Annotated in this window: 28 protein-coding genes; 14 read left to right on the top strand and 14 right to left on the bottom strand. The window is 41.8% G+C overall.

Annotated elements, in window-relative coordinates; translation table 11 throughout:
* Positions 1-169: 169 nt before the first annotated feature.
* On the bottom strand, positions 170-1,138 hold the full coding sequence (gene pta / locus ACI3K6_RS08325) for a phosphate acetyltransferase (protein WP_335474173.1): 969 nt from the start codon (positions 1,136-1,138) through the stop codon (positions 170-172).
* A gap of 257 nt (positions 1,139-1,395) precedes the next feature.
* Between pta and hemQ the strand changes: the two genes are divergently transcribed.
* Together hemQ and gerQ are read left to right on the top strand one after the other, a co-directional pair.
* A complete protein-coding gene (gene hemQ / locus ACI3K6_RS08330) occupies positions 1,396-2,145 on the top strand; it encodes a hydrogen peroxide-dependent heme synthase (RefSeq protein ID WP_335474171.1) in 750 nt (249 codons plus the stop codon).
* Between the two features lie 222 nt (positions 2,146-2,367).
* Positions 2,368-2,844, top strand: coding sequence for a spore coat protein GerQ (gerQ, locus tag ACI3K6_RS08335; protein ID WP_335474169.1), 477 nt, complete (start codon positions 2,368-2,370; stop codon positions 2,842-2,844).
* 80 nt (positions 2,845-2,924) lie between these two features.
* On the opposite strand, the gene ACI3K6_RS08340 is transcribed toward gerQ, so the two are convergent.
* The 7 genes from ACI3K6_RS08340 to ACI3K6_RS08370 all read right to left on the bottom strand — a co-directional run bounded on the left by ACI3K6_RS08340 (position 2,925) and on the right by ACI3K6_RS08370 (position 6,935).
* The gene (locus ACI3K6_RS08340) at positions 2,925-3,296 is read right to left on the bottom strand and encodes a DUF423 domain-containing protein (protein WP_335474167.1); all 372 of its coding nucleotides are present in this window, start codon (positions 3,294-3,296) and stop codon (positions 2,925-2,927) included.
* 18 nt (positions 3,297-3,314) lie between these two features.
* The gene (locus tag ACI3K6_RS08345; RefSeq protein ID WP_435554436.1) at positions 3,315-3,617 is read right to left on the bottom strand and encodes a YwdI family protein; all 303 of its coding nucleotides are present in this window, start codon (positions 3,615-3,617) and stop codon (positions 3,315-3,317) included.
* Between the two features lie 280 nt (positions 3,618-3,897).
* Positions 3,898-4,917 carry a thiazole biosynthesis adenylyltransferase ThiF gene (locus ACI3K6_RS08350; RefSeq protein ID WP_435554437.1) on the bottom strand — a complete coding sequence of 340 codons (1,020 nt, stop codon included), beginning with the start codon at positions 4,915-4,917 and terminating at the stop codon, positions 3,898-3,900.
* Positions 4,918-4,971: 54 nt separating this feature from the next.
* Positions 4,972-5,205, bottom strand: coding sequence for a molybdopterin converting factor subunit 1 (moaD, locus tag ACI3K6_RS08355; protein WP_435554438.1), 234 nt, complete (start codon positions 5,203-5,205; stop codon positions 4,972-4,974).
* Positions 5,198-5,665, bottom strand: coding sequence for a molybdenum cofactor biosynthesis protein MoaE (locus ACI3K6_RS08360; protein WP_335474159.1), 468 nt, complete (start codon positions 5,663-5,665; stop codon positions 5,198-5,200). Before ACI3K6_RS08360 ends, moaD begins: the two co-directional genes overlap by 8 nt.
* Before the next feature lie 379 nt (positions 5,666-6,044).
* Positions 6,045-6,644 carry a molybdenum cofactor guanylyltransferase gene (mobA, locus tag ACI3K6_RS08365; RefSeq protein WP_435554439.1) on the bottom strand — a complete coding sequence of 200 codons (600 nt, stop codon included), beginning with the start codon at positions 6,642-6,644 and terminating at the stop codon, positions 6,045-6,047.
* A gap of 39 nt (positions 6,645-6,683) precedes the next feature.
* Complete coding sequence (locus ACI3K6_RS08370) at positions 6,684-6,935, bottom strand: hypothetical protein (protein WP_435554440.1); 252 nt, start codon at positions 6,933-6,935, stop codon at positions 6,684-6,686.
* 336 nt (positions 6,936-7,271) lie between these two features.
* On the opposite strand from ACI3K6_RS08370, the gene pdxK reads away from it, so the two are divergent.
* From pdxK to bshB2, 3 genes are all read left to right on the top strand, one after another.
* A complete protein-coding gene (gene pdxK / locus ACI3K6_RS08375) occupies positions 7,272-8,120 on the top strand; it encodes a pyridoxine/pyridoxal/pyridoxamine kinase (RefSeq protein ID WP_435554441.1) in 849 nt (282 codons plus the stop codon).
* Between the two features lie 302 nt (positions 8,121-8,422).
* Positions 8,423-8,770, top strand: coding sequence for a YojF family protein (locus tag ACI3K6_RS08380; RefSeq protein WP_435554442.1), 348 nt, complete (start codon positions 8,423-8,425; stop codon positions 8,768-8,770).
* Between the two features lie 16 nt (positions 8,771-8,786).
* A complete protein-coding gene (bshB2, locus tag ACI3K6_RS08385) occupies positions 8,787-9,452 on the top strand; it encodes a bacillithiol biosynthesis deacetylase BshB2 (protein ID WP_335474149.1) in 666 nt (221 codons plus the stop codon).
* Between the two features lie 44 nt (positions 9,453-9,496).
* Here the strand turns inward: bshB2 and ACI3K6_RS08390 are convergent, their stop codons facing one another.
* Positions 9,497-10,225 carry a Crp/Fnr family transcriptional regulator gene (locus ACI3K6_RS08390; protein ID WP_335474147.1) on the bottom strand — a complete coding sequence of 243 codons (729 nt, stop codon included), beginning with the start codon at positions 10,223-10,225 and terminating at the stop codon, positions 9,497-9,499.
* Between the two features lie 256 nt (positions 10,226-10,481).
* Between ACI3K6_RS08390 and ACI3K6_RS08395 the strand changes: the two genes are divergently transcribed.
* The 7 genes from ACI3K6_RS08395 to ACI3K6_RS08425 all read left to right on the top strand — a co-directional run bounded on the left by ACI3K6_RS08395 (position 10,482) and on the right by ACI3K6_RS08425 (position 17,188).
* Positions 10,482-10,931 (top strand): cytochrome C, encoded by a 450-nt coding sequence (locus tag ACI3K6_RS08395; protein ID WP_435554443.1) that lies wholly within the window; start codon positions 10,482-10,484, stop codon positions 10,929-10,931.
* A gap of 17 nt (positions 10,932-10,948) precedes the next feature.
* Positions 10,949-12,817 carry a Sec-dependent nitrous-oxide reductase gene (nosZ, locus tag ACI3K6_RS08400; protein WP_435554444.1) on the top strand — a complete coding sequence of 623 codons (1,869 nt, stop codon included), beginning with the start codon at positions 10,949-10,951 and terminating at the stop codon, positions 12,815-12,817.
* Between the two features lie 127 nt (positions 12,818-12,944).
* Positions 12,945-13,517 carry a hypothetical protein gene (locus ACI3K6_RS08405; protein WP_335474141.1) on the top strand — a complete coding sequence of 191 codons (573 nt, stop codon included), beginning with the start codon at positions 12,945-12,947 and terminating at the stop codon, positions 13,515-13,517.
* Complete coding sequence (gene nosD, locus ACI3K6_RS08410) at positions 13,514-14,854, top strand: nitrous oxide reductase family maturation protein NosD (protein WP_435554445.1); 1,341 nt, start codon at positions 13,514-13,516, stop codon at positions 14,852-14,854. Before ACI3K6_RS08405 ends, nosD begins: the two co-directional genes overlap by 4 nt.
* Positions 14,818-15,615, top strand: a complete 798-nt coding sequence (locus ACI3K6_RS08415) for an ABC transporter permease (RefSeq protein ID WP_435554446.1) — start codon at positions 14,818-14,820, stop codon at positions 15,613-15,615. Before nosD ends, ACI3K6_RS08415 begins: the two co-directional genes overlap by 37 nt.
* On the top strand, positions 15,612-16,289 hold the full coding sequence (locus ACI3K6_RS08420; protein ID WP_435554447.1) for an ABC transporter ATP-binding protein: 678 nt from the start codon (positions 15,612-15,614) through the stop codon (positions 16,287-16,289). Before ACI3K6_RS08415 ends, ACI3K6_RS08420 begins: the two co-directional genes overlap by 4 nt.
* Complete coding sequence (locus tag ACI3K6_RS08425; protein WP_435554448.1) at positions 16,286-17,188, top strand: FixH family protein; 903 nt, start codon at positions 16,286-16,288, stop codon at positions 17,186-17,188. The genes ACI3K6_RS08420 and ACI3K6_RS08425 overlap by 4 nt, the downstream gene beginning before the upstream one ends.
* Positions 17,189-17,252: 64 nt before the next feature.
* On the opposite strand, the gene ACI3K6_RS08430 is transcribed toward ACI3K6_RS08425, so the two are convergent.
* Together ACI3K6_RS08430 and ACI3K6_RS08435 are read right to left on the bottom strand one after the other, a co-directional pair.
* On the bottom strand, positions 17,253-18,107 hold the full coding sequence (locus ACI3K6_RS08430) for a Cof-type HAD-IIB family hydrolase (RefSeq protein ID WP_435554449.1): 855 nt from the start codon (positions 18,105-18,107) through the stop codon (positions 17,253-17,255).
* Between the two features lie 73 nt (positions 18,108-18,180).
* Positions 18,181-18,849, bottom strand: a complete 669-nt coding sequence (locus ACI3K6_RS08435; protein ID WP_435554450.1) for a DNA alkylation repair protein — start codon at positions 18,847-18,849, stop codon at positions 18,181-18,183.
* Positions 18,850-18,962: 113 nt separating this feature from the next.
* On the opposite strand from ACI3K6_RS08435, the gene ACI3K6_RS08440 reads away from it, so the two are divergent.
* Positions 18,963-19,118: a hypothetical protein gene (locus ACI3K6_RS08440; RefSeq protein WP_335474129.1), complete on the top strand. Its 156-nt coding sequence runs from the start codon at positions 18,963-18,965 to the stop codon at positions 19,116-19,118.
* Positions 19,119-19,157: 39 nt separating this feature from the next.
* On the opposite strand, the gene ACI3K6_RS08445 is transcribed toward ACI3K6_RS08440, so the two are convergent.
* Both ACI3K6_RS08445 and ybaK read right to left on the bottom strand, forming a co-directional pair.
* A complete protein-coding gene (locus ACI3K6_RS08445; RefSeq protein ID WP_435554451.1) occupies positions 19,158-20,249 on the bottom strand; it encodes a PRK06851 family protein in 1,092 nt (363 codons plus the stop codon).
* A 136-nt stretch (positions 20,250-20,385) separates the two neighbouring features.
* Positions 20,386-20,862: a Cys-tRNA(Pro) deacylase gene (gene ybaK, locus ACI3K6_RS08450; RefSeq protein ID WP_335474125.1), complete on the bottom strand. Its 477-nt coding sequence runs from the start codon at positions 20,860-20,862 to the stop codon at positions 20,386-20,388.
* Positions 20,863-21,307: 445 nt separating this feature from the next.
* On the opposite strand from ybaK, the gene ACI3K6_RS08455 reads away from it, so the two are divergent.
* Positions 21,308-23,116 carry a TIGR04190 family B12-binding domain/radical SAM domain protein gene (locus ACI3K6_RS08455; protein WP_435554452.1) on the top strand — a complete coding sequence of 603 codons (1,809 nt, stop codon included), beginning with the start codon at positions 21,308-21,310 and terminating at the stop codon, positions 23,114-23,116.
* Between the two features lie 35 nt (positions 23,117-23,151).
* Here the strand turns inward: ACI3K6_RS08455 and ACI3K6_RS08460 are convergent, their stop codons facing one another.
* On the bottom strand, positions 23,152-23,859 hold the full coding sequence (locus ACI3K6_RS08460) for an ABC transporter ATP-binding protein (RefSeq protein WP_435554453.1): 708 nt from the start codon (positions 23,857-23,859) through the stop codon (positions 23,152-23,154).

Here is a 23,859-nt window from a genome sequence, read left to right on the forward strand (position 1 = left end):
TACAAAAATCTGCGAGGATTCCACATACCTTTGGAGTCTTTCTACAAAAATTAAGTCGATTTCTACAAACATTCACTAGAATTCAACAAAAATCTCAAGGAATTCAAACATTTGCCCCTAAAATAAGCCGGCCCACCCAAATCGTGAACCGGCCCTCTCTTCTAAAAAATTACAACCCTTGTGCCGCCGTAATGAGCGCCAGCTTATAAACATCCTCTTCATTACAACCGCGGGAAAGATCATTCACCGGACGGTTTAGCCCTTGGAGAATTGGACCAACTGCTTCAAATCCTCCTAAGCGCTGGGCAATTTTGTAACCGATATTACCCGCTTCAAGGCTTGGGAAAATAAATACATTGGCGTCACCCTGTATAACAGAACCAGGTGCCTTGCTTTTTGCAACAGATGGAACGAACGCTGCATCAAATTGGAATTCTCCATCTAACACAACGGATGGATTACGGCGTTTTGCTTCCGCAACTGCAGCAACTACCCGTTCTGTTTCCTCTGATTTTGCTGAACCCTTAGTAGAAAAGCTCAACATCGCCACACGTGGGTCAATATCAAACATTTCCGCTGTCTTCGCACTTTCCAAAGCAATCTCAGCTAAATCCATACTGTCAGGTGCAATATTGATGGCACAATCAGCAAACACATACTTTTCCTCGCCGCGAACCATGATAAACACACCGGAAGTCTTTTTAATGCCCTCTTTTGTCTTAATGATTTGCAGTGCTGGGCGAACCGTATCCGCTGTAGAATGAGTGGCTCCGCTCACCAGGCCATTCGCTTTATTCACATGAACCAACATGGTTCCAAAATAGTTTTCATCCTTTAAAATCTTACGGGCATCTTCTTCAGTGGCTTTTCCTTTGCGACGTTCCACAAAAGAAGCGACCAACTCGTCCAATCCTACGTAGTTTTCAGGATCATATATTTCAACTGACTCCAAAGAAACACCGAGTTCACTTGCTTTCGCCTGCACCCGGTCGATATTGCCAATCAGAATTGGGGTCATTAGTTTTTCTGCGGCCAATCGCCCAACCGCTTTTAATATCCGTTCATCCATGCTTTCAGGAAAAACAATTTTCAAATCGCGGCCTGCGACCTTTTTCTTTAATCCTTCAAATAAATCCACGACAAATCCTCCCTAAATAAATACTCCTCTTCAAGCGTACTTTACCAGAATAAAATTTCAAGCACATTTCCTCACAGATAACGTTTTCATTAAAAAGTTTTTGTTTTCAAAAAACTTTTGCTCCATTTTTTACTATGTACACCTTTTTCAAAAATTATCCACCCTTCGTTTCAAGGGTTTATTCGGGCATTCGTTGGTCAAACTATGATATAGTAAATATTGTTATTAAGAAGAATGATTATTTAGGAGTGATTATAATGAGCGAAGCAGCCCAAACGCTTGATGGCTGGTACTGCCTCCATGATTTCCGAACCGTTGACTGGACAACTTGGAAAATGCTTCCTGAAGAAGAACGCCAGGCAGCCATTAACGAGTTTTTAGGACTCATTGAAAAATGGAATACCACTCAGTTACATAATGAAGGCAGTCATGCATTATATACAATCGTTGGTCAAAAAGCCGATTTCATGATGATGATTCTGCGGCCAACCATGGAAGAATTAAATGAAATTGAGACAGAGTTTAATAAAACAAAATTGGCAGAATTCACTGTCCCTGCCCATTCCTATGTATCCGTTGTGGAACTAAGCAATTACTTACCATCTGATTCTAATGAGGATCCCTACCAAAACCCTTATGTTCGCGGACGTCTGTATCCCATTCTGCCAAAAGCGAAACATGTGTGCTTCTACCCGATGGACAAGCGCCGTCAGGGCAATGACAACTGGTATATGCTCCCAATGGAGGATCGCCGCCATTTAATGCGCAGTCATGGCATGATCGGTCGCAACTATGCCGGCAAGGTTAAACAAATCATTACCGGTTCCGTGGGCTTTGATGATTATGAGTGGGGCGTAACCCTTTTTGCCGATGATGTCCTGCAATTTAAGAAGCTTGTTTATGAAATGCGTTTTGATGAAGTAAGTGCCCGTTACGGGGAATTTGGTTCTTTCTTTGTAGGTAATATTTTAGAGGAAGATCGTATCAATAGCTTCCTGCATCTGTAATTTTTTCAAAAAGGTTCTCAGGTTACTGGGAACTTTTTTCTTTTTCCCCTAGGCCATAAAGTCATATCTTGGTACTTCCCTTCATACTATTAAAACAGCGAATCTTTGAAAAATTGCATTCTTCCTATCAGAGATTCCTTCCCCTAAAAGGAACACTTTGGGGCATAAGGAGTATGAATAGAATGTTGGCCACTGATTTAGTCATTTTTAGGAGGGAAAAAGATGAACCAATATTACAATCCACAAGGGTTTCAGCCGTATACTGGTGCGGCAGGGCAACAGGGCGCCCAGCCAATTGCCGGCGGGGGGCAAATGTTTCCGACCCAAACTGGCTATCCACAACCATTACCGCCAGCAGGGACAGGGGCTGTTCTACAACCACCTAGTACTGGGGGAAGCCAAGTTCCAGGCATGCTACCACTTGAGCAGTCATACATCGAAAATATTTTACGATTAAATAAGGGAAAACTCGTATCTGTATTTGCCACCTTTGAAGGCAACAATCAATGGAATGCCAAAGAGTTCAAAGGAATTATTGAAGCAGCAGGTAGAGATCACGTCATCCTAAGCGATCCGCAGGTAGGTACCCGTTACCTCATCCCAATGGTCGCGGTTGACTACATTACCTTTGCAGAAGAAATCGAATATGAATACCCGTTTGGGGCTGGTGCGGGATTATCAACCTTCCCTGCGCGTTAAACGGAACCTAAACACCAATTGATGGCCAATTGGTGTTTGTTTTTTTATGAAAAAAAGCATCGGAATCACATCCAATGCTTTTAAAAATTCTTCACGGCTCCAACGATCATCAAAATCCATGCTGCCAAGAAGCAAACGCCGCCGATTGGCGTAATCGCACCCAAGGGACCGATTTTCGTTAAGCTCAGCACATACAAGCTTCCGCTAAATAAAATGATTCCGATCAACATTAGCCAGCCGGACCAACTAAATAAGGCACTCGTGGCCGCTTTACCTAGCAATATCCCAATGACCAGAAGTCCTGTTGCATGAAACATTTGATAGGTGACACCGGTTTTCCAAATCTCCAAATAATGAGCATCCAGTTTGTCCTTTAACCCATGAGCACCGAATGCACCAAGTGCCACCGCCAAAAAGGCATTGATTGCTCCCATCACAATAAATGTTTTCATTTTCCTCTTTCCCCCTTTTTAAAAATCAAACAATGAATCTCCGTTTGCCCCGTCCTCTAATTCTAATTTTTTCCCCTGCTGCATAGTTGTTGGCTTCTGGAAAGCGGGTTGGGCGACCCCTGGCTGCTGATAAACCGGCTGTTGCACAATTGGTTTAAAGAGTTTCTCTCTGGACACCGGTTGATCATCCAATAATAATTCGCATAGTATTTTAATAGAATAAATCCGCTCCCGCAGGCCTTCGTCCGTTTGCGCTTTTTGGGCTTGCTGAATTTCTTCTTCCATTTTCGATAATAGTTTTTGGATTGAAATATTCACCATAGGATCCCTCTCTGTTTCCGTCTCGTCTCCATTCTACATGAGTATGGACGTTTTTTCGAAAAATTAGTCTCAGAAGGCTGCCAATCGACAACATTTTCCATGTTCCACGTGAAACATGTCGATTTTTTCCACCTAAAAAAATTGCCCTGATTTAAACTCCAGGCCCTTCCCTATCCGTGAGCAGCCCGGTGGGTCCTCCCTCCCCCATCAACGCATCCAAAACCAACAGTATCCTTTAACTTAGCTCAAAAATAAAAACCCGTACCCATAAGGATACGAGTTATCCCATAATCCGCTGATAGACCGCTTTGGCATGGGTTAAGTCTTTTGTTCCATGAATCAACGCACGGCCATCTTGAAAAATTACCATCCGTTCCTCTCCCAGTTCTACCGAAATTAAATAGGGATTGCCTTTCACGGAATAGCCCAGTGTGCTCAACTGCCCAGCTAGCTTTTCTAAGGAAATTTCTCCAGAGATGGACGGTCGGATTTGCACGGTATCACGGCCGCACAGGACGGTGGTTTTCGTCCTATTTTCATGGTCAAGATACGGGTAGGTTCGTTCCTCACCGCATGATAAACAGCCGGCATATTTTGCCTTCGACATTTTCAAACTAGTATATTGGTTTCTCCAAAGATCAAAGCTGACAAATGAGGTACGAACTGCATCCCAATCCTCAACTAGCATTTTCAAAGTCTCTGACGTCTGGTGGGCTATAACCATTTGCACGACGGGGGAGATAATTCCTCCTGTATCACAGGTCATTCCCTGTAATGGAATCGTCCGCAACAGGCAATTTAAACAGGGGGTTCTCCCTGGAATAATAGAAAAACTCATTCCGTAACTGCCAACACAAGCCCCATAGATCCATGGCACATTATATTTTTGTGAAACATCGTTCATGGCCATCCGCGTTTCAAAGTTATCGGTGGCATCCATCATCACATCGACGTCTTGGATCAACTCTTCTAATATCTCTGGAGTGGCATCTCCGATGATCGACCGTACTTCAACATCGGAATTGATTTCTCTTAGTCGCCTTTCCGCGGCGGCCGCCTTTGGAAGTCTTTCCGCTACATCGGCCTCCGTATAAAGCTGCTGACGCTGGAGGTTGCTGGCTTCCACGTAATCGCGGTCCACGACGGTGATCTTGCCAACACCGGCTCGAGTGAGAATCTCTGCATTCCCGGACCCCAAAGCCCCTGCCCCAATAATCAGTACATGCTTGTTGCAAATCTTGGCTTGTCCTTCTTTTCCAATCCCCGGAAATAGAACCTGCCGTGAATACCGTTCGTCCATCTATCCTTTCCCCTTTCGAAAGAAAGCCCGCCATTTTGGCGAGCCATCAGGGTATCATCCACCACTTACTGGAGGAATAAACGCAATTTCATCCCCCTCACGAATGACTTCATCATTAGAGGAAAATTCCTCATTGATGGCAGTCATGACGGTTTCCAACCGAGGTAGATGGTATTTTTCCATTAATTCAGCCTTTAACTGCGCAACCGTTTTTCCAACAGCATCCATTTGTAAAAAATCTTCTCCGATAGCATCTCGCAAATGGGCAAAAAAGAGTACCTTATTCATGTAAATCATCCTCCTCCGGCTTGCCGCTTGGGTATGAAACAGTCTCAAGCTGATTGCCGACCCATTCCTCGCCATCCTCCCAATGCTCCTTTTTCCAAATAGGAACGATTTCTTTAATACGTTCAATTGCATAACGGTTTGCCTCATAGGCATCAGCGCGGTGTGGCGTGGATACAGCAATAACGACAGCCACATCGGTAATATCGAGGCGGCCCACACGATGGGTAATGGCGACTTTAGAACCCGCCCAGCGTTCTTCCATTTCCGCACCAATTTGGGCAAGCTTTTTCACGGCCATTGCTTCATACGCCTCATAAATTAAAAACAAGGTCTTTTTTCCATAGGTTAGTTCCCGTACGGTCCCAATGAAAGTCGTAATCGCGCCCGCTTCCCGTTGGATCACTTTATCAATCACCGATTGAATATCAATCGGTTCCTTCGAAATTTCGTAGAAATTCAATTATTTCACCTCTTCGGTTTTAGCACTTTGGTTCTGGATACTCCACGACTTGATCGCCGCCGATAGTTTCTACCCGCTCCTTGAAGGAATCGGATGAATCAGCTCAATTAACAACCTGCCCCGATCACTCAAAATAGAACCACATCTTGATCCACTATTATTCTTTTTACATATGAAATATTATATTGCTTTGTATACGGATCAAGCAAATAATCCCTGCTACATGAACCTCACCTATTTTAATTGCCATAATGCCGGCCATACTGGTTCTGCTCCGCTGGGGCGATGAATCCTCTCAGCAATGTATGTTCTATTCAATTAAATCAGACGTTTCTTCAACTTTCATTACTGTGAAAAATTGCATGGTACCTCATATCCACTAACGGCCTTCTTTAGCCCATTTTTTTGCATCCTCATATTCATTTGGGTGATTCATATTGAAAAAAACCCGTTCCAGATCGAATTGCTTAAAGACGGATAACTCATTTTCTGTTAAATATAACACGTTTAGACGGTCTAAAAGTTGTTTCATCCGTAAATTTCCTGCTTCAATGCAGGTGGCTGCCACTTTAGCTGAAGACTTCTTAAAAACAGCAAATAAGGGGTGCTGTATCCCGTTAATGACGGGTATGACGGCATCATACTCACCAATCATGCAGACAAGTTCCCGAGCAAGTTCACCTGAAACAAAGGGCATATCACAGGCAACCATCAGATTGACATCATATTCTGAAGCCAGTAAGCCAGCATGCAGCCCAGCAAGCGGCCCCATCCCCGGGTAATGATCCTCAGTCATTTTAATTCCTAAAAATTCATAAGCCTTAGGATCGTTTGTTACGAGAACCAGATCGTCAAAGTGAGTACCCATGCTATCTCGAATTCTTTCGATATTTGTTTTTTCGTTTATGGGTAATAAGGCTTTATTTGTCCCCATTCTGCTAGATTGACCACCAGATAATATTATTGCTGCTGCTTTCATAAGCACCTCTTAATTGAGCAATTTTTTCTCGTTTACTGTTTAATATCCATTTTCTTGGGCCACATCCAAATGGTTGGACTTTAAATCAAACATAGCCGCGGATGGTTTTTCAATGTATTGTCTAGTATCAATCATTTTAATATAGCCATTCCACTCATCGCAAACCTGTATTTGTAAGACGGCATCCCCTTCAATCTTACTATAATGAAATTTTTCATGATTGTCATTGCCACAATGGGAGCATTCGGCCCGTTTGGCATGCCAATGGGCTAGGCAGCGTGAGCGGTGCATGATTTCTTACCATAATCGTAATTTCTCACTTACGAAGTGTAAGTAATATTTATCACAAATTACCATGAACAACTTAAAAACAATGTCTTAATCACCTATTTGTCATCACTCTCTCAATCCTTACTAAGTGTCCGTCTGGGGTGGACAAAATGGGGTTTTGTCCACGAGTGGTGCCTGTCACCCTTTGTATCACCCACTGTGTAGCCATTACGTCATCATCAAATGAACACAGGAAGAATTTTGCCGATAATTGCTGAATAATGTTAATTTAACCTAAATGATTTATAATAGGAAGGTGTGTTATTTGATGTTTAGTTGTTAAAGGAGGAGTACATAATGACGATTAGGAAAGCTATGACGATCGCGGGTTCGGATACGAGTGGAGGTGCTGGACTTCAAGCAGATTTGAAGACGTTTCAGGAGCTTGGTGTTTATGGAATGACGGCGCTTACTTGTATTGTGACGATGGATCCGAAGAATCATTGGCATCATAATGTGTTTCCAATTGATGTGGCGATTCTAGAAAAGCAATTGGAGACGATTCTTTCAGTAGGAATCGATGCCATGAAAACTGGAATGTTGGGAACTGTTGAAATCATTGAGTTAGCTGCTAAAAAAATGGATGAGCACCAATTACAGCGTGTGGTCATCGACCCTGTTATGGTATGTAAAGGCGAAGATGAAGTGTTGAATCCAGAAACAGCTGATGCGATGGGTGAGCTTCTATTGCCACGCGCTTTGGTTGTTACTCCAAACCTTTTTGAAGCTGGCCAGCTTGCAGGTATGAAAACTCCTCATTCCCTGGATGAAATGAAGGATGCCGCTGTTAAAATTTTCGACCGCGGAGCAAAAAATGTCCTCATCAAAGGTGGCAGCAAGCTTCAAACAGAAGAAAAATCCATTGATCTCCTTTATGATGGAAGAGACTTCACTGTTTTTGAATCAGATAAAATCAACACCATCTTCACACACGGTGCCGGTTGTACCAACTCATCAGCGATTACGGCTGAACTTGCTAAAGGAAAATCGGTTTTCGAAGCAGTAGAAACTTCAAAGGCATTTGTTTCTGCAGCAATCCAACAAGGATTCCGTCTAAATCAATACGTTGGACCTACCTGGCATGGCGCCTATCGCGGCACAGCTGGAACCAGCAAAACGGAGTATTGCGAAGATTGTGGTGAATAAATGAAAGACTAGAAGAGCCGGTGAAATCGGCTCTTTTTTTTATATATACGCTAAAAATTTTCTGCCCTTAAGTCGGTTACTTGCGTTCATCCAGCTCTTACTTGCGTTAGAGAGTATTTTATTTGTAAAAATCATACTTTCCTTGCGAAAAACACAGATTTACTTGCAAAACACCATTCACCCCCATTACCAAGCATTCATTTCGCTTTTTCTTACTAATTTTAGTATGATAGTAACAATATTAACTAACATTATTCTGTAGATAAATCCAAACCGATACTATTGGGAAAGGAGGCCCCGCAATGGAGTCAGTTCATATCCAAAAAGTTCAGGAAGCGATCAACAACTTTGCAAACAAGGATGTCTATCTTCATTTGGAGACTACAAACGGTGCGTATGCATCTCATATTGATCAGAAATTCTTTTCTGCCGGAGCCTATATCCGCAATGCCCTTGTCCAATATGAACATGGGAAAATAACCGGAAACGGCCCTTTTCGTGTTGGATTAAAAATCAACCTTGGCTGGGTCTATGCTGAAGGGATTACCCACTACGAAATCGATGAACAAGGTCGCTTACTTCTTGCTGGCCACGATTATACTGGAAAACTGGCGGTAGCATTGGAGATCAGCACCACGCCATTTGAATAAGAAAGGAGAGGGTACCATGGAAAAAGAACGTCATGTCCTGGTTGTCTTCCCACACCCTGACGATGAAGCCTTTGGCGTATCCGGAACGATTGCCACTCACGTTAAGAACGGAAGTCCAGTTACCTACGCCTGCTTAACATTAGGAGAAATGGGAAGAAATTTAGGGAATCCTCCATTTACCAATAGAGAAGATCTTCCGAAAATCAGAAAAAAGGAATTACAAGATGCTGTTAATGTATTAGGCATTCAGGACTTACGCATGCTTGGGTACCGTGATAAGACCATTGAGTTTGAGGATGATGAAAAATTAGCAAACCACTTGTTATCCATTATCCAAGAAATAAACCCTTCACTTATTATCACATTTTACCCGGGATATGCTGTACACCCTGACCACGATGCTACCGGTGCAGCCGTCATTCGTGCTGTTGGAAAACTTCCAGCTGCCGCACGGCCTAAATTACACTGTGTTGCTTTTTCCAATGACTGTGTGGAAAAACTTGGGGAAGCAGACATTATCAACGAAATTAGTAACGTAGCCCATATCAAATTGGCGGCCATTAAAGCGCACCGTTCCCAGACAGAACTAACGTTTAAAGATATGGAAGAAAAACTGAAAAATCAAGATCCGCAAGTTATGGCCCGAATCAATTTTGAACGATTCTGGACATACAAATGGTAAAATAGTGGCCCTGCAGCATCCTTAGCTGCAGGGCCATTTCATTTTTAATACCCCTTATGCTGCAGGGTACAAAATAAGCACCAATCCAAGATGATTATTTTTCGTGACTTCAATTCAATCATGTTATCTTTCTTTAACTTCGAAAACACCCGGCTGACACTCTCCCGTGAGGTGCCGACAACCGTGGCAAATTCCTGCACAGTCAATGGTATTTCAATTCCCCACCGCTTGCTATCCGCATTAAACTTACGACCCAGCCGTTCAAGGGTTTTGACTGATTTTGCATACACATCTAACAGAGCAACATCACGTAGTTGCGATGTCATTTCTCTCAAAGTATCACTCATATAATGAATCATTTGGACGGCCAATTCTGGGTATTGATAGAGATCCTGCTCAAGCCCCTGCTTATCCAAAAATGAAATCGTCCCATCCTCAAGCATAGTTCCAGTAGCCGGATATGACTCCTTCCTATTAGTAAATAAACAGGCTTCAGCAAAAACATCCCCTGTTTGCTTCACACAAACAATGACCTCATTTCCACTTTCATCTTCTTTTGTGAGTTTAACCGACCCTGATTGTATAAAGTAGACACCACGCGCTACATCATCCTCAGACATAATGTGGTCCCCTTTTTTTAACTGAAACGTTTGAAGACGTTTTTCAATAAGTGTAAGTGACTTCTCCGACAAGTCTTTAAATATGACAATTTTCTTCAGTAATTCACCTTTTTGAAAAACCATTTCATTACCTTCTCGTAAAATCTGATTCAATTCCCACACCACCTTTTTAAAAGGAAAGTTCTACCTTTTCCCTTACCATCAATTGTAAACTCTCCTATTCCATTTAGTAGTGACGTGTTTCACAAAACGTTCATATTTTTCAAATGGGCATTATTCCTTGCTTTCAAGACCGACTTCACAAAACGTTCAAAAAGCCCGAATAAAAGTGTGCTCAACATCACAATTTTGTAAGAGCTTTCCAAATAGGATAAAAGTGTTCATTTGAATAAAAAGGAGGGGGACAAAATTGCAAAAAGCAATGATTAGCTTTGTTATTAGTGCTTTACTAGGATTTGGGGTTGGATACCTAGTATTTGGCGTCTTAATGGGCGACTCCGGTAATAAGTCGCAGGTGGCACAAACAGATACACCATTAGAGAAAACTACTAAAGAGGAAAGCAAGGATTCGACGGAGCCTGCCACGTCTTCAGCAGTAGCCGAAGATAACATTCTCAATAAAAGAGGGTGCCTTGGCTGCCACAGTGTAGAAGCACTCAATCTTAAAGGTGGTGCTGTTGGCCCGGATCTTTCACAAGCCTATGTGAACGTGGAAGGAAAACACGGCAAGCCCATTGAAGAATTTCTAAAACAGCCGACTTCAGCAGTTATGTCAGGAGTGATCGGCAAAAATCCACTAACCGATGAAGAACGCAAGCAAGTCCTCGATTTATTAAAACAAGCATCAGAGGCTAAATAATAAGGGTGGTGTATTGAATGAAAAAATGGATTCCGATCGCATCCGGTTTACTTGCCGGCTTTGTCGCAGCAACGATTTCTTTTGCGGACTTTTCATCAAGTTCAAATCATGATGTCGCTTCCGCAGGCAACAAGAGCAATGCGGAAAAAGTGTATGTACCTTTTGGCAAAAAAGATGACTATTATTTATTCGCATCCGGCGGCCACTCCGGTCAAATGTTTATTTACGGTGTACCATCTATGCGGAAAATTAGAACGATTCCGGTATTCTCCCCTGACTCCGCAACAGGTTATGGCTTTGATGAAGAGACCAAAAAAATGATGGGCGGCTATACATGGGGTGACCTTCACCATCCGGCCTTCTCTGAAACAAACGGTGATTATGACGGGAAATGGATGTTTGCAACAGACGTCGGTAACAGCCGTGCAGCGGTTGTTGACCTCAAAACCTTTACAACCAAAGATATTATCAAGGTTCCAAACACTGCAGGGCCACATTGTGCAGCCTTTGTTACCGAAAATACCGAGTATATGTTCCTTCCTACCCGTTTCGCTGTTCCTCTAGGTCAAAAATATGAATCATTAGATGACTACAGTTCAAAGTATCGCGGAGTCATGTCAGCGGTAACTTTCGACAATCAAAAAGTAAAACTTAACGTCGCTTACCAGGTGGCCCTTCCACCTTGGTCCTATGACCTTTCAGATGCAGGTAAAAAGGGCTCTAAAGACTGGGCTGTTATGACTACTTATAATACAGAAGAAGCTACTACAACAATGGAAGTCAATGCATCACAGGCAGACCGTGACTACATCGTGCTATTTAATTGGAAAGAGCTTGCACAGATGGTCAAGGACGGTAAATATGAAGATGTAAACGGACAAAAAATGATTTTCCCTGAGAAACAAAAAGGCGGTATTTATTTAATTCCCGTTGCGAAATCACCGCACGGAGTTGACGTATCACCAGACGGCAAGTACTTTATCGCTTCCGGTAAGCTTGCGCCAGCTATGACCGTATTCTCTTTTGAAAAAGCATTTAAAGCTATTGAAAACAAACAATTCGCTGGTGAACGCAATGGTATTCCGATTTTAAAATATGAAAAAGTAATGGAAAGAGAAGTAAACCCAGAAAACGCACTCGGACCGCTTCATACACAATTTGATGACAAAGGCATGGCTTATACAACGATGTTTATTTCATCTGAAATTGTTAAGTGGGACCCTAAAACAGGTAAAACGTTAGACCGTGTTCCTGTTCAATATTCTCCAGGTCATTCTGTGGCTGCTGAAGGCGACACGGTGGCACCAGATGGAAAATGGCTTGTTGCCTTAAACAAAATTGCCAAGGACAGCTACTTATCCGTTGGACCTTCACACCCAGAATCCATGCAATTGATTGATATCAGCGGAAAGATGAAGGTTGTTCAATCGGCGCCGGTCGATCCGGAACCTCACTATGCCCAAATGATTAAGGCAGATAAGATTAAAACGATCAATGTCTATCCGAAGGATCCAAATAACAAGGATGCCGTTTATAAGCAAAGCGACACCAAAATTGTCCGAAAAGGAAACGAAGTCCATGTCTACGGTATTGCGATGCGTTCAAGATTTATCTTTGACCACACTGCAAAACGTCCTGACACGATTGAGGTTAACCAAGGAGATCATGTATTTATCCATTTAACCAATATTGACTTTGATGAAGATATTACCCACGGTTTTGCCATTAACGACTATGACTTAAACATGGAAGTTCAGCCTGGCCAAACAAACACAATGGAGCTCACTGCAGATAAAGCAGGAACATTCCCACTTTACTGTACGAATTTCTGCTCTGCACTGCATCAGGAAATGAACGGCTACTTCCTAGTAAAACCAAAGCAATAATACTCAAAGCTGCAGGGCCTTGGTCAGGCGCTGCAGCTAGACATGGCAATAAAGGCGGGTATCAAGGGAATAATTGATACCCGCTTTGTTTTTAATTGAGACTTTTAACAAAAAAGGAGTGGTTCACTTGAATGATAGTAAAAATAAATTATCCGTTATTTCTTCCCTATTAATTGGCCTTTCTACGATTCTGATTGCAATCTCCATGTTTTTCCCTTGGTGGAAAATGGTATTTTATGCTCCTCAATATCCGGAAGGCTTAAATATCATCGTGTATCCAAATAAGCTGGAAGGGCAAATTGATATTATTAATGGGCTCAACCATTATATTGGGATGTCCAACTTCAGCGAAAAGAACTTTCCTGAACTTTCTTATCTAATCTACATTATTGGTGGTTTGGCATTGCTCACTCTTATGACAGCCATCCTCCGCAATAAAAAAGTTCTTTATGGATTAATTACGATTTTTGTTATTGGCGGTTTGGCCGGAGTATTGGATCTTCACTTTGCTTTAAAAAAATATGGATCCAATCTAAGCCCAAAAGCACCAATTAAAATTGATCCGTTTGTTCCGCCGATTGTAGGCGAAAATACGGTAGCAAACTTTATTACCCACAGCATCCTGGGCACAGGCACCTACTTTGTTATAGCGGCCTTTATTTTACTACTCATTCCGTTATGGAAGGATCGAAAAAAATGAAAAAAACGACGCTCCTGTTTCTAACATTTTCTCTTCTTTTTTTCATAAAACCTGAGAAAAATATGGCAGCCGAACATCTGCAAGCCAGGATCGACTCCATGAAACCGGGAGCGATATTGAGGCTTGAAGATAAGTCTTATGAGGGCAATATCGTGATCAAAAAACCGCTGACGCTAATTGGCTCCAAAAATACCGTGATTAAGGGTGACGGAACAGGGAATGTCATTTCCGTTAAAGCCACTAATGTGAAACTTTCGCATTTTACGGTGACGAATAGCAGCATGAACCGAAATTCCGCTGAAGAGTACGCTGCCATCAAGGTCTATACTAACAACAACGTAATCGAGCACATAAAAATCCGGCATTCCTTTCACGGTATTTATTTAAGCAAGGCCCATCATAATATAGTCCGTTACAACGAGATTATGGGGTTTGGCAAGGGTGAAATAGCAGCCCAAGGAAACGGAATACATGTTTTTTATGCTAAAGACAACCTTATTACCCACAATACGATTGACGGCACCCGCGACGGGATGTTCTTTGATTATGCCAACAAGAATCAAAGCTATGACAATCACATTAGCAATACCCGTTACGGGCTACATTATATGTACTCCGACGGAAATATTTTTAAACGCAATACCTTTACGATGAACACCGGCGGCGCAGCCGTCATGAATTCCAATAATCTTGAGCTTGAAGACAATCAATTTATCGTAAACTACGGAAACCAATCATTTGGTCTATTGCTTTTGCAGGCGAATGATAATCAAATCAAACACAATACATTCTATATGAATCAGCGCGGCTTATATATTGACCAAGCAACAAGAAATCTTATCCGCGATAACAAAATTATTCAGAATCAGATTGGCATCGAGCTATGGGCCAGTTCTAATGATCAAGTTTTTACGAGAAACCGAATTACTGAAAATACGATTCCTTCGGTGACCATTGGCGGTAAGGGTGAAGGCAATGCTTGGAGCAAAAACGGCAAGGGCAATGATTGGGGCAACACCTTCCCTCTCACCGATTTAAATCAGGATGGCATCGGGGATTTTCCTATAGTCTATCATTCCTCTCTTCATCAACTGATTGAGGATCAGGAATTAACCAATTTATTTTTAAAAAGTCCAGCCATCCACATCTATGAAAAAATTAATGCTTCACAATCAGAAGATGAAGTGATGTTTAAGGATCCATATCCGCTAATGTCGGCTAAGGGCAACCACTCTTTGTTCTTATTTGCTGCATTGGTCGTGCTAACCGTGTTGATTTTAGTAAAGGGGAGACAGCCATTATGCACTATATTTGGAAGGAATGGAAAGAAAATATAAGAGGAAAAGGTCTTTGGCTCTCCTTAAGTATTATTTTTTTAATTTCCATTAGTATCTTGGTTCGTTCCGCTGCCCTTTCCTTTGATAAAGGCTTTTATATTCTGTTAATTAATTTATTTGATACGATTATTTACTTCATTCCAATCCTCTGCCTGTTTATTGGGGCATTCTCGATTTTTCAGGAAAAGGAACAAAAGACCTTAATCATGCTGCTGACAAAAACGGAACATTACGGAAGCTTTTTATTCAAGAAAAGCCTTGGGTTATACACGGTGGTTCTACTACCGTTATTTATATGGTTTTTCCTTTATCTAGTTTTATTAAAATTTCAATTCCAGTTGGATCTAAAAGGCTATTTCATTTTCATTCTGGCTATTTTGATCATGGCGCTGATATTTTTACAAATGGGGACAGCCATCGGCAGCTTTAGCCGTTCACGGATGCAGATTATCGGCTATACGATCTTCGTTTGGTTTTACTTTTTCTTCTTACATGATTTCCTATTACTTTCATTCTTACCTGACGTGACATATGAAAATGTAAAGCTATTTTCAGTCGGTTACTTTTTAAATCCGCTCCAGGCTGTAAGGATGTTTTTAGAAACGGGAACTGGAATTTATTCCTTCGGACACATGTCACGGCTGCTCCAGTCATTCATGTGGACGAAACCAATCTTCTTTTTACTGGGAAATTTGATTTTCTGGCTTGCTGTTTCGTTTATTTCTGCAATCTTCTTGAACCGTAAGGAGGGGTACGAATGATTAAGGTAACGGATTTACACCAATCCTTCGGGAAAAAAGTCGTCTTAGATTCGATTAACATAGGAATTGAAAAAAATGAAATCTGCGCCCTTGTCGGCCGAAATGGTGCTGGTAAATCTACGTTTATTAATAGCCTTCTCGGACTTTTGACGGTCAAACAAGGAACAATCGAGATTAATGGGATTCAAGTCTCGAAGAAAAGAGATGAATGGAAAAAGTCGATTGCTTATTTACCAGAGAAGTTCATGCTATACCCGATGCTGACAGGTATTGAGAATGTAACCTTTTTTGCCGAGGCAGTTTCAAGGGCCTCTGACCAAGAGCGAATGGAGCAAGTGTTAACCGCAGTGCGGCTGTGGGATGACCGCAATGTCCAGGTGAAAAAGTATTCAAAAGGAATGCTGCAGCGGCTTGGCCTTGCGATTACACTTTATCAGGATTCAAGCATATTAATCCTCGATGAGCCGACAAGTGGGATTGACCCGCTAGGCCGAAAAGAAATTCTTGAGGTGTTAAAATCACTGCACGATAAAACCATTCTGCTCTCATCCCATCACCTTGATGAGATCCGCCAGGTTTGCACACATGTCGCTTATTTAGACAATGCCAAAATGACCAAATATACCGTAGGGGAATTTTTAGAAACACATCATTTAGGGGGTATTGAAGCATGATGAAACGCGTAATGTTCGCCTTACTGCTACTGGCCGCTATTCTTACTAGCTGCAGCTCAGGGCCTGATTATACCATTAAAGTAACCAAGGATTTATATTTCCAGCAAGACAAAGCCAGCCCTTTTGAAATTAAGGTAACGGAAAATAATAAGCCGGCCACGGGATTAAAGGTGAGAGCGGAATTATCAATGGCCAGCATGGACCATGGCACCACGAAGGCTACCCTGACTGAAGGGGAAAAAGGGACGTATTCCGGCGAAGTAAATCTGTCTATGAGCGGTAAGTATGAAGCCGCCTTTACATTGGAAAAGGATGGAAAGAAAACCGAAAAAGTGATGACGGTCAATGTCACCAAGTCAAAAGGTGTGGCAATGATCAATGGGCAATGGATTACCAATGAGGATATTGCCTTTTACACGTTGATTAACAAGCTTCAACTTGAAATCAATCGTGAGGCCGCCAAAAAGAAGTACAGCGGACCGCAATTAGAGGAAGAATTGGCTTATCTTGATTCACAAGAAAAATCTGCAGAGAATAAAAATCAACTGCTAACGCAAATTATTAGGCTGCGTTCCATGGCCATGCTAGCTGAGGAAAAGGGGCATAAAGCAACCGATGCCGAGGTGGAGCAGGCAATGCATAAAGCTCGTGATCAATATAATCAATTTGAATCTACTAAGGCCCTAATTCAAAATTACGGTGAAGACAGATTCTGGGGTATTGAAAAGCAACAATACAAACAAATCGTCCTTACTCAAAAGGTTCAAAAAGACCTTATTGACAAAATTAAAAAAGAACACCCAAGCTACGGCGACCAAGAAGTTTATTACCAGGCACAGCAACAATACGAAGATCTCCTGGTTTCCCAGGTTAACTCTCTCAAAATTGAAATTTTGTAATGCTAGCTTCAGACATGTAATAAAAGGTGACAGGCACCGGAGTGCTGTCACCTTGTTCATTTTCCTACAATAGGTCTAAAATCGCTTTACCGACACCGCTGTTATCATTCGTGTCAGTGACCTCATCACATAATGCTTTGATCTCAAAGCTCGCATTTCCCATGGCGATGGCACGGCCTGCCTTATTAAACATCGATACATCATTAAAATTGTCACCAATAGCCACGGTATCCTCTAAAGAAATTCCCTTTGCTTTGGTAAATGCCTCAAGGGCAATCCCTTTTTGCGCATTTCGATGAGTAATTTCAATATTTTCAATACCTGATTTAGTCACTTCGAGTTCTATCAAATCTTTAAGCGAATCCTGTGCTTCCCCGAGCTGATCAAGATCGAAGGAAAACGCCAAAAACTTATAAATTTGATATTCTTCGTTCGAAAATATATGTTCATAATCTTCGATGATGTGAATTAACCCGTCTGAGACCCTAGCACCAGCCTGTTCCTCTACCACTTTTGGATCCATTTCAGGATTCGCACTTACCACGATATCAACAAGGATCGAAACAGCCTTTTTGAGGTCAATCGTAAATGCACCCTTATTGGTGTAGACCTCGTAATAAACATCCTTTTCCGCTAGCCTACCGGCTACTTCACGGGCTAATACGTTTGGAATTGGGGTTGCAGAAAGAATCTCGCCGGATTGAGCCCGGACTTCCGCCCCATTCACACAAATCACTGGACACTTTAATCCAACCTCATCAAGCACGTAACTAGCCTCCTGATAGGATCTGCCGGTAGCTACAACTACTTCTACACCTTGTGATTGTGCTTTTAAAATGGCCCTTTTATTTTCCTCACTGATCTGCTGCATCGAATTCAACAATGTTCCATCCATATCTGTTGCAATACATTTCACCATGTTGTCCACCCTTTAAATCAAGATTCGTTATCGCTATCATACCATGAACATCTGGATATTTTCCCCTTTTTGCTCAGCCCAGATACTTGCTGCCTTCCCGGACACTTAAAGGTGCTAATTTAGTCTCGGAAATAAATTCTTTAACAGATGCCGGATTGGTCTTTGAAAATTCTCTTAACGCCCAGCCAATTGCCTTCTGGATAAAAAATTCCCGACTAGCTGCATTCTCTCTTACGTACTCATAAAGCAAATCCTCATTGGTCTTTTCTTTAAATTTTAATTGAAAAAGAATTGCCGCCCGCCGGAGCCATAAATAATCATGAGTGGCCCAACCACTGATCATTTCATGAACTACTTCCGGGAACTTTTGTGCGATTGCGCCAACCGGCTTTGGCGAAATCACGTCAACCGTGTCCCACCAGGATTTTGTCCGGATTAGCAGCTCCATTAATTCCATATCATTTTTTGTCAATTTATGTAGTGACTTCTCGATATAAGTTAAAGCGGTATATTGATATTCGCGCTCGTCTCTATTCCAAAGTTCCCATATAAATTCATGGTTAAATGGTTCTTTTAAGACCCCTGTTTCTTTGAAAAACTGCCTTTCTAATTCTGCCCGTGTTGGTTTCTTAATTCCCAGAAAGGGAAAGTGATTTTTCATATATTTGCTCATTGGACCGGCATTTTCCTCATTGCGGTTGGCTTCGTATAGTTCGGTCAATCTTTTCACATAAGCTAACATCCTCTTCACCTGATTCCCTCGTTTTCCATTATTTTAATAAAAATTGTCTGATGAATAAAGTCATCTTCGAATGCCAAACTATTGATGACCATATGATGGAAAGGAGCCTTATGATGACCAAAAAGTTTAATAAAGGCAGCCAAAATCAAAATTCTCCACAGGCCGGGCACGCTGAAGCTGAATTTGGCACAGAATTTGTCAGCGGCGATAACAGCAAAGGAAACAAACGCAATAAAGGCCAGCAAAGCAAAACGAATCCGCATGAATAAAAATAGAAGCTGTCTCAACTATGAGACAGCTTCTATTTATCACCGTGCTAATGCACTTATTTCCTCAGAAATATTGGCTTGAATTCGTTCTACGACTGAAAAATCCATTGCCCCTATATATATTTCCTCAAGCACATCATGAAGCTCTTTCGCATTGGCAAGGTAACGTGTGGCCTCAGCCATTTTATCTTTATATTTGGCTGCGATCTTTTCTATAATTTCCACAAACAATTCATCCGTACCCGGTTCAATTAAAATTTCATACATATCTATAATCTCATCGCCATCCCGGCTTGGGAAGTACTCATGCGGGGCCGTGCTGTCAAAAATGGCAATGCCTAATTCCCTGAAAATCACCATATCAAGGCTGTGCGGGTCAAAACCACAGTGGTAAACCTCCGTATCCACTCCACGCTCTTCAGCCGCCGCCGCCAACTTTTTCAGCATCGTTGATTTCCCAGAGCCCGGGCGTCCTTTAATAAAATAACGCTTCGGAATTTCCTCCGTTAAATTCGGAACAAAATCAACCGCACCCTTCGGAGTTGCAGCTCCCAAGAAACGATGGCGGACATCGGCTTGTTTATTCAAGTTCATTTTTCCAAAGAATGATTCAATTAATTTATTGGTTAGTTGATCAGCTTTTTGAAAATCCATGCTGTTAATATATATTTTTTCCCAATCATCATGAATCTCCAATGCCTCATTAAATGTAGCATAAGCAGCCCCGAATGACTCGCTAATTTGATTCGTCAGCCTTTGAATCTCCACTTTGTGTACGGCCAGCGCTTTGGCGTCCCAAGCCTCACCGAGATTAATGTATTCCTCAACTGCCCCTGGTGCTTTGGGCTCAATCACATGCGGTGCCGTTCCATCCACAATGCCAACCCCTAGGGCTGGAATGATGACGCCATCAATGGAGTTATTATCGGAAGAACAATGAAGAAATTCAATATCATAACCTTTTTCCACCCACTCATTGCCAACCTTCTTCATTAAAGATGACTTTCCTGTGCCTGGTCCGCCTTTTAGAATAAAGAGCCGATTCAGCCCTTGAAGGTTGGAGTCGTAAAGATTATGAAATCCTCTTGCTGTATTTCCACCAGCAAAATAATTTTTAATTTTCCCTGGCATTCATGAACACTCCCTTTATAGCAAATCTGGTCAAAGTTCAGTTCCACTCTTTGGCGAATCGAAAAGAATTTTTTATCACCATATCTTATGCTTTTGCCGAATATAGGTGAATGCCCATAGGGATTCTTATAAAATTTCACTTGGTTAAATCTACAAATTCCGCTAATGCCACTTCTTGTAGTTGTACGGGTGATATCACCAACTGCATGCCAATTTTCCCGGCGCTGACAACCACCGACCGGAGCTCATACGCACTCTCATCGATAAAAGTTCTATATTGCTTCTTCATTCCAACCGGTGAGCAGCCTCCACGGATGTAGCCTGTCCATTTTTGGATATCCTTCACTGGGATCATTTCCATGTTTTTCTCACCAGCAGCCTTTGCCGCCTTTTTTAAGTCCAACTCTTCCGCGACCGGAATGACAAAGACAAAAATATTCTTGCTTGCTCCAATAGCAACAAGTGTTTTATAGACCTCGTTCGGATCCTTCCCAATTTTCTCCGCCACAGATACGCCATCTATTTTTCCATCTTTATGATCGTAAGTAAGAATTTCATAAGAGATCCCTTGTTTATCCAATATTCTCATTGCATTTGTTTTGGAAACCGCCATTTAAACCATCCTTTTTCTTTTTCTATAGGCTGTATTAAAGAACACTGTTGATTGGAGCGGAAGGCACGAAGACTCCTGTGGGAGTACGGTTCTGGAGAGACCCCGCAGGCGCAAGCGCCGAGGAGGCTCGCCGAAACGCCCACGGAAAGCGAAGTGCCTGGAGCAGAAATCAACAGACAAGTTTAATTGATCCTTTCTTTAATGGCATTATAACAAATTTTTGATTTAATACCTTATCCATAATGGATTTACACAAAATCAACCAAAATTTGTCACCCATTTGTCACTCTATTAAAAAGTGATTATAGTAAACTAAAATTACTGAAATATTTTACAAAAATATGAATGTGAGATTATTCACGTATTATAGAGCTTTTTATATAGGATCTGTACTGATCTAAAAAGCGCCAGTTCTGCCCATTTACATTCTTTTGAGGTGGTAATCATGAAATATGATTTAGTTTTATTACATGCTCCCAGCGTATATGACTTTCGGAAAAATTCACTGCTAGCCGGCCCGATTAGTGATGTAGTGCCGTCTTCACCCGTTTTTGAAATGTACCCAATCGGATTGACGAGTATTGCTGACTATTTGGAAAGGTACGGGCTCAAGGTAAAAATAATCAATATTGCTAATCGGATGTTAATGAACGAGAGCTTCGATGTTGAGGGGAAACTACGAAAAATACAAACAACGGCGTTCGGAATCGATCTCCACTGGCTGCCGCATGCACATGGGAGCATTGAATTAGCCAAAATTGTAAAAAAACTACATCCAACCACCCCGATCATTTTTGGAGGATTGTCTTCAACCTATTATCATAAGGAGCTAATCGAATATCCGTTTATCGATTTTGTCATGCGTGGTGATTCAACGGAAAAACTGATGCTTCTGTTGATGAACAAAATTGAGACCGGGAACACCTACTATGCGGATATTCCCAATCTTACATGGAAAAAGGGAAGTGAAATTGGCTTCAATCCCATCACTTACGTTCCAACGGATATTGATGATGTCGATGTACCGGGTTACCGCTATACGATTCGCTCTGTCTTTAAATATCGCAACTTTTTGGATCCGCTTCCATATAACGGTTGGCTGCAATATCCAAACACCGCAATTTTGACTGCCCGTGGCTGTACGCAAAACTGTCTGATTTGCGGTGGCTCCAAAGAGGCGTATAACCAAAACTGCAACCGAAATTCACTTGCTCTTCGATCGCCCAAAAAGCTCTTAGAAGACATTCAATTTATCCAACGGTTCAGCCGTGCGCCCATCTTTATTCTTCATGATATCCGTCAGGGCGGACGTGAATATATGAATGAATTGTTGGATGGAATTAAGAAAATGAATCTAAAAAATGAACTGGTCTTTGAATTATTCCAGTATGCCGATGAGGATTTCTTTAAGCGAATCAATGATAGTGTGCGTAACTACAGTATTGAAATTACTTTGGAAACACACGATGAAAACATCAGACGGTATAATGGGAAGTTCAACTGCACCAATAACAAAGTAATCGATACGCTTAATTACGCCTTAAAACACGGCTGTAAAAAAGTCGACTTATTTTTCATGGTCGGGATCCCTGGACAGACCTACCAAAGCGCTGTTGACAACATTGATTTTTGCGAAACGATTCACCTTGCCTGTAATCAAGACCCAAGAATCTTTTACTTTGTCGCACCGCTTGCTCCATTCCTGGATCCGGCCAGCCCGGCATTCGAGCATCCGGAAATTCACGGCTATAAAAAATTCTGTCATACACTTGAGGATCACCGTAAGGCCATCACCCAGCCATCGTGGAAGCATATGCTAAGCTACGAAACTAGGGAAATGACCCGGGATGATATCGTGAATTCTACCTATGAAGCAGCAGAAAAGCTGAATGATTTCAAATTAAAATATCACTTAATTGATCTGGACGGCTATCAGGATATCCAAGATAAAATTCATAAATCCAAGGAGTATATTGAAAAAATTGATCAAATTCTGGTCCTTCCTGAAGATGAGCGGGCAGAGCCACTAGCCAAGCTGCAAAAGGAAATTGTGGAATTGAATCATTACAGTATCTGTGGAAAGAATGAGTTAAAGTGGGAAGTACAGAAAAATTATGCAAACTTCTTTTCACTGGCATTAGTAGGCCTAGAACAGCTTTACGAGGATTATTCCAATAAAATTAAGGCTCAATTAAGACCAAAAGAACGATTCCAACTTAAATGGGATCCTGAGCAGCGAAAAATAAAAATGTAAAAATTGAAGGGAATCGGACCTCTCCGATTCCCTTTTTAATGCCCTCCAAGATAGGCCTGTCTGATTTGGTCACTTTGACTTAGCTCATCAGCCGTACCCGAGGCAACTATTTTTCCCGTTTCAATAACATAGGCACGATCAGCGATTGACAATGCCATATTCGCGTTTTGCTCAACTAATAAAATAGTGGTACCCGTTTTATTTATTTCCTCAATAATTTGGAAGATTGTTTTTACCAACAGTGGTGCAAGGCCCATTGAAGGCTCATCCAGCAATAACAGACGAGGGCGGGCCATTAGGGCTCTTCCCATGGCAAGCATCTGCTGCTCACCGCCTGATAAGGTACCTGACTGCTGCTTTCGACGCTCGTGTAAACGAGGAAATAACTGATAGATTTTTTCAAAATCTTCTTGAATTCCTTTTTTATCCTTGCGCAAATAGGCGCCTAATTCCAGATTCTCTTCAACGGACATATTGGCAAAAACACGACGCCCTTCCGGAACTTGAGACATCCCCCGCTTTACGATCAATTGGGGCACCTTGCCTGAGATATGCTCATTTTCAAATAAAATCTCCCCGCTCTTCGGCTTCAACAATCCGGAAAGCGTCTTTAATAGTGTACTTTTGCCAGCACCATTGGCTCCAATCAACGTGACAATCTCACCTGGATTGATATCGAGGGATACTCCCTTTAATGCATGGATATTTCCATAATAGACATTGATATTATTTACTTTTAGCAT

It is taken from the genome of Neobacillus solisequens, from assembly GCF_051233465.1.
Lineage (GTDB): Bacteria > Bacillota > Bacilli > Bacillales > Cytobacillaceae > Neobacillus.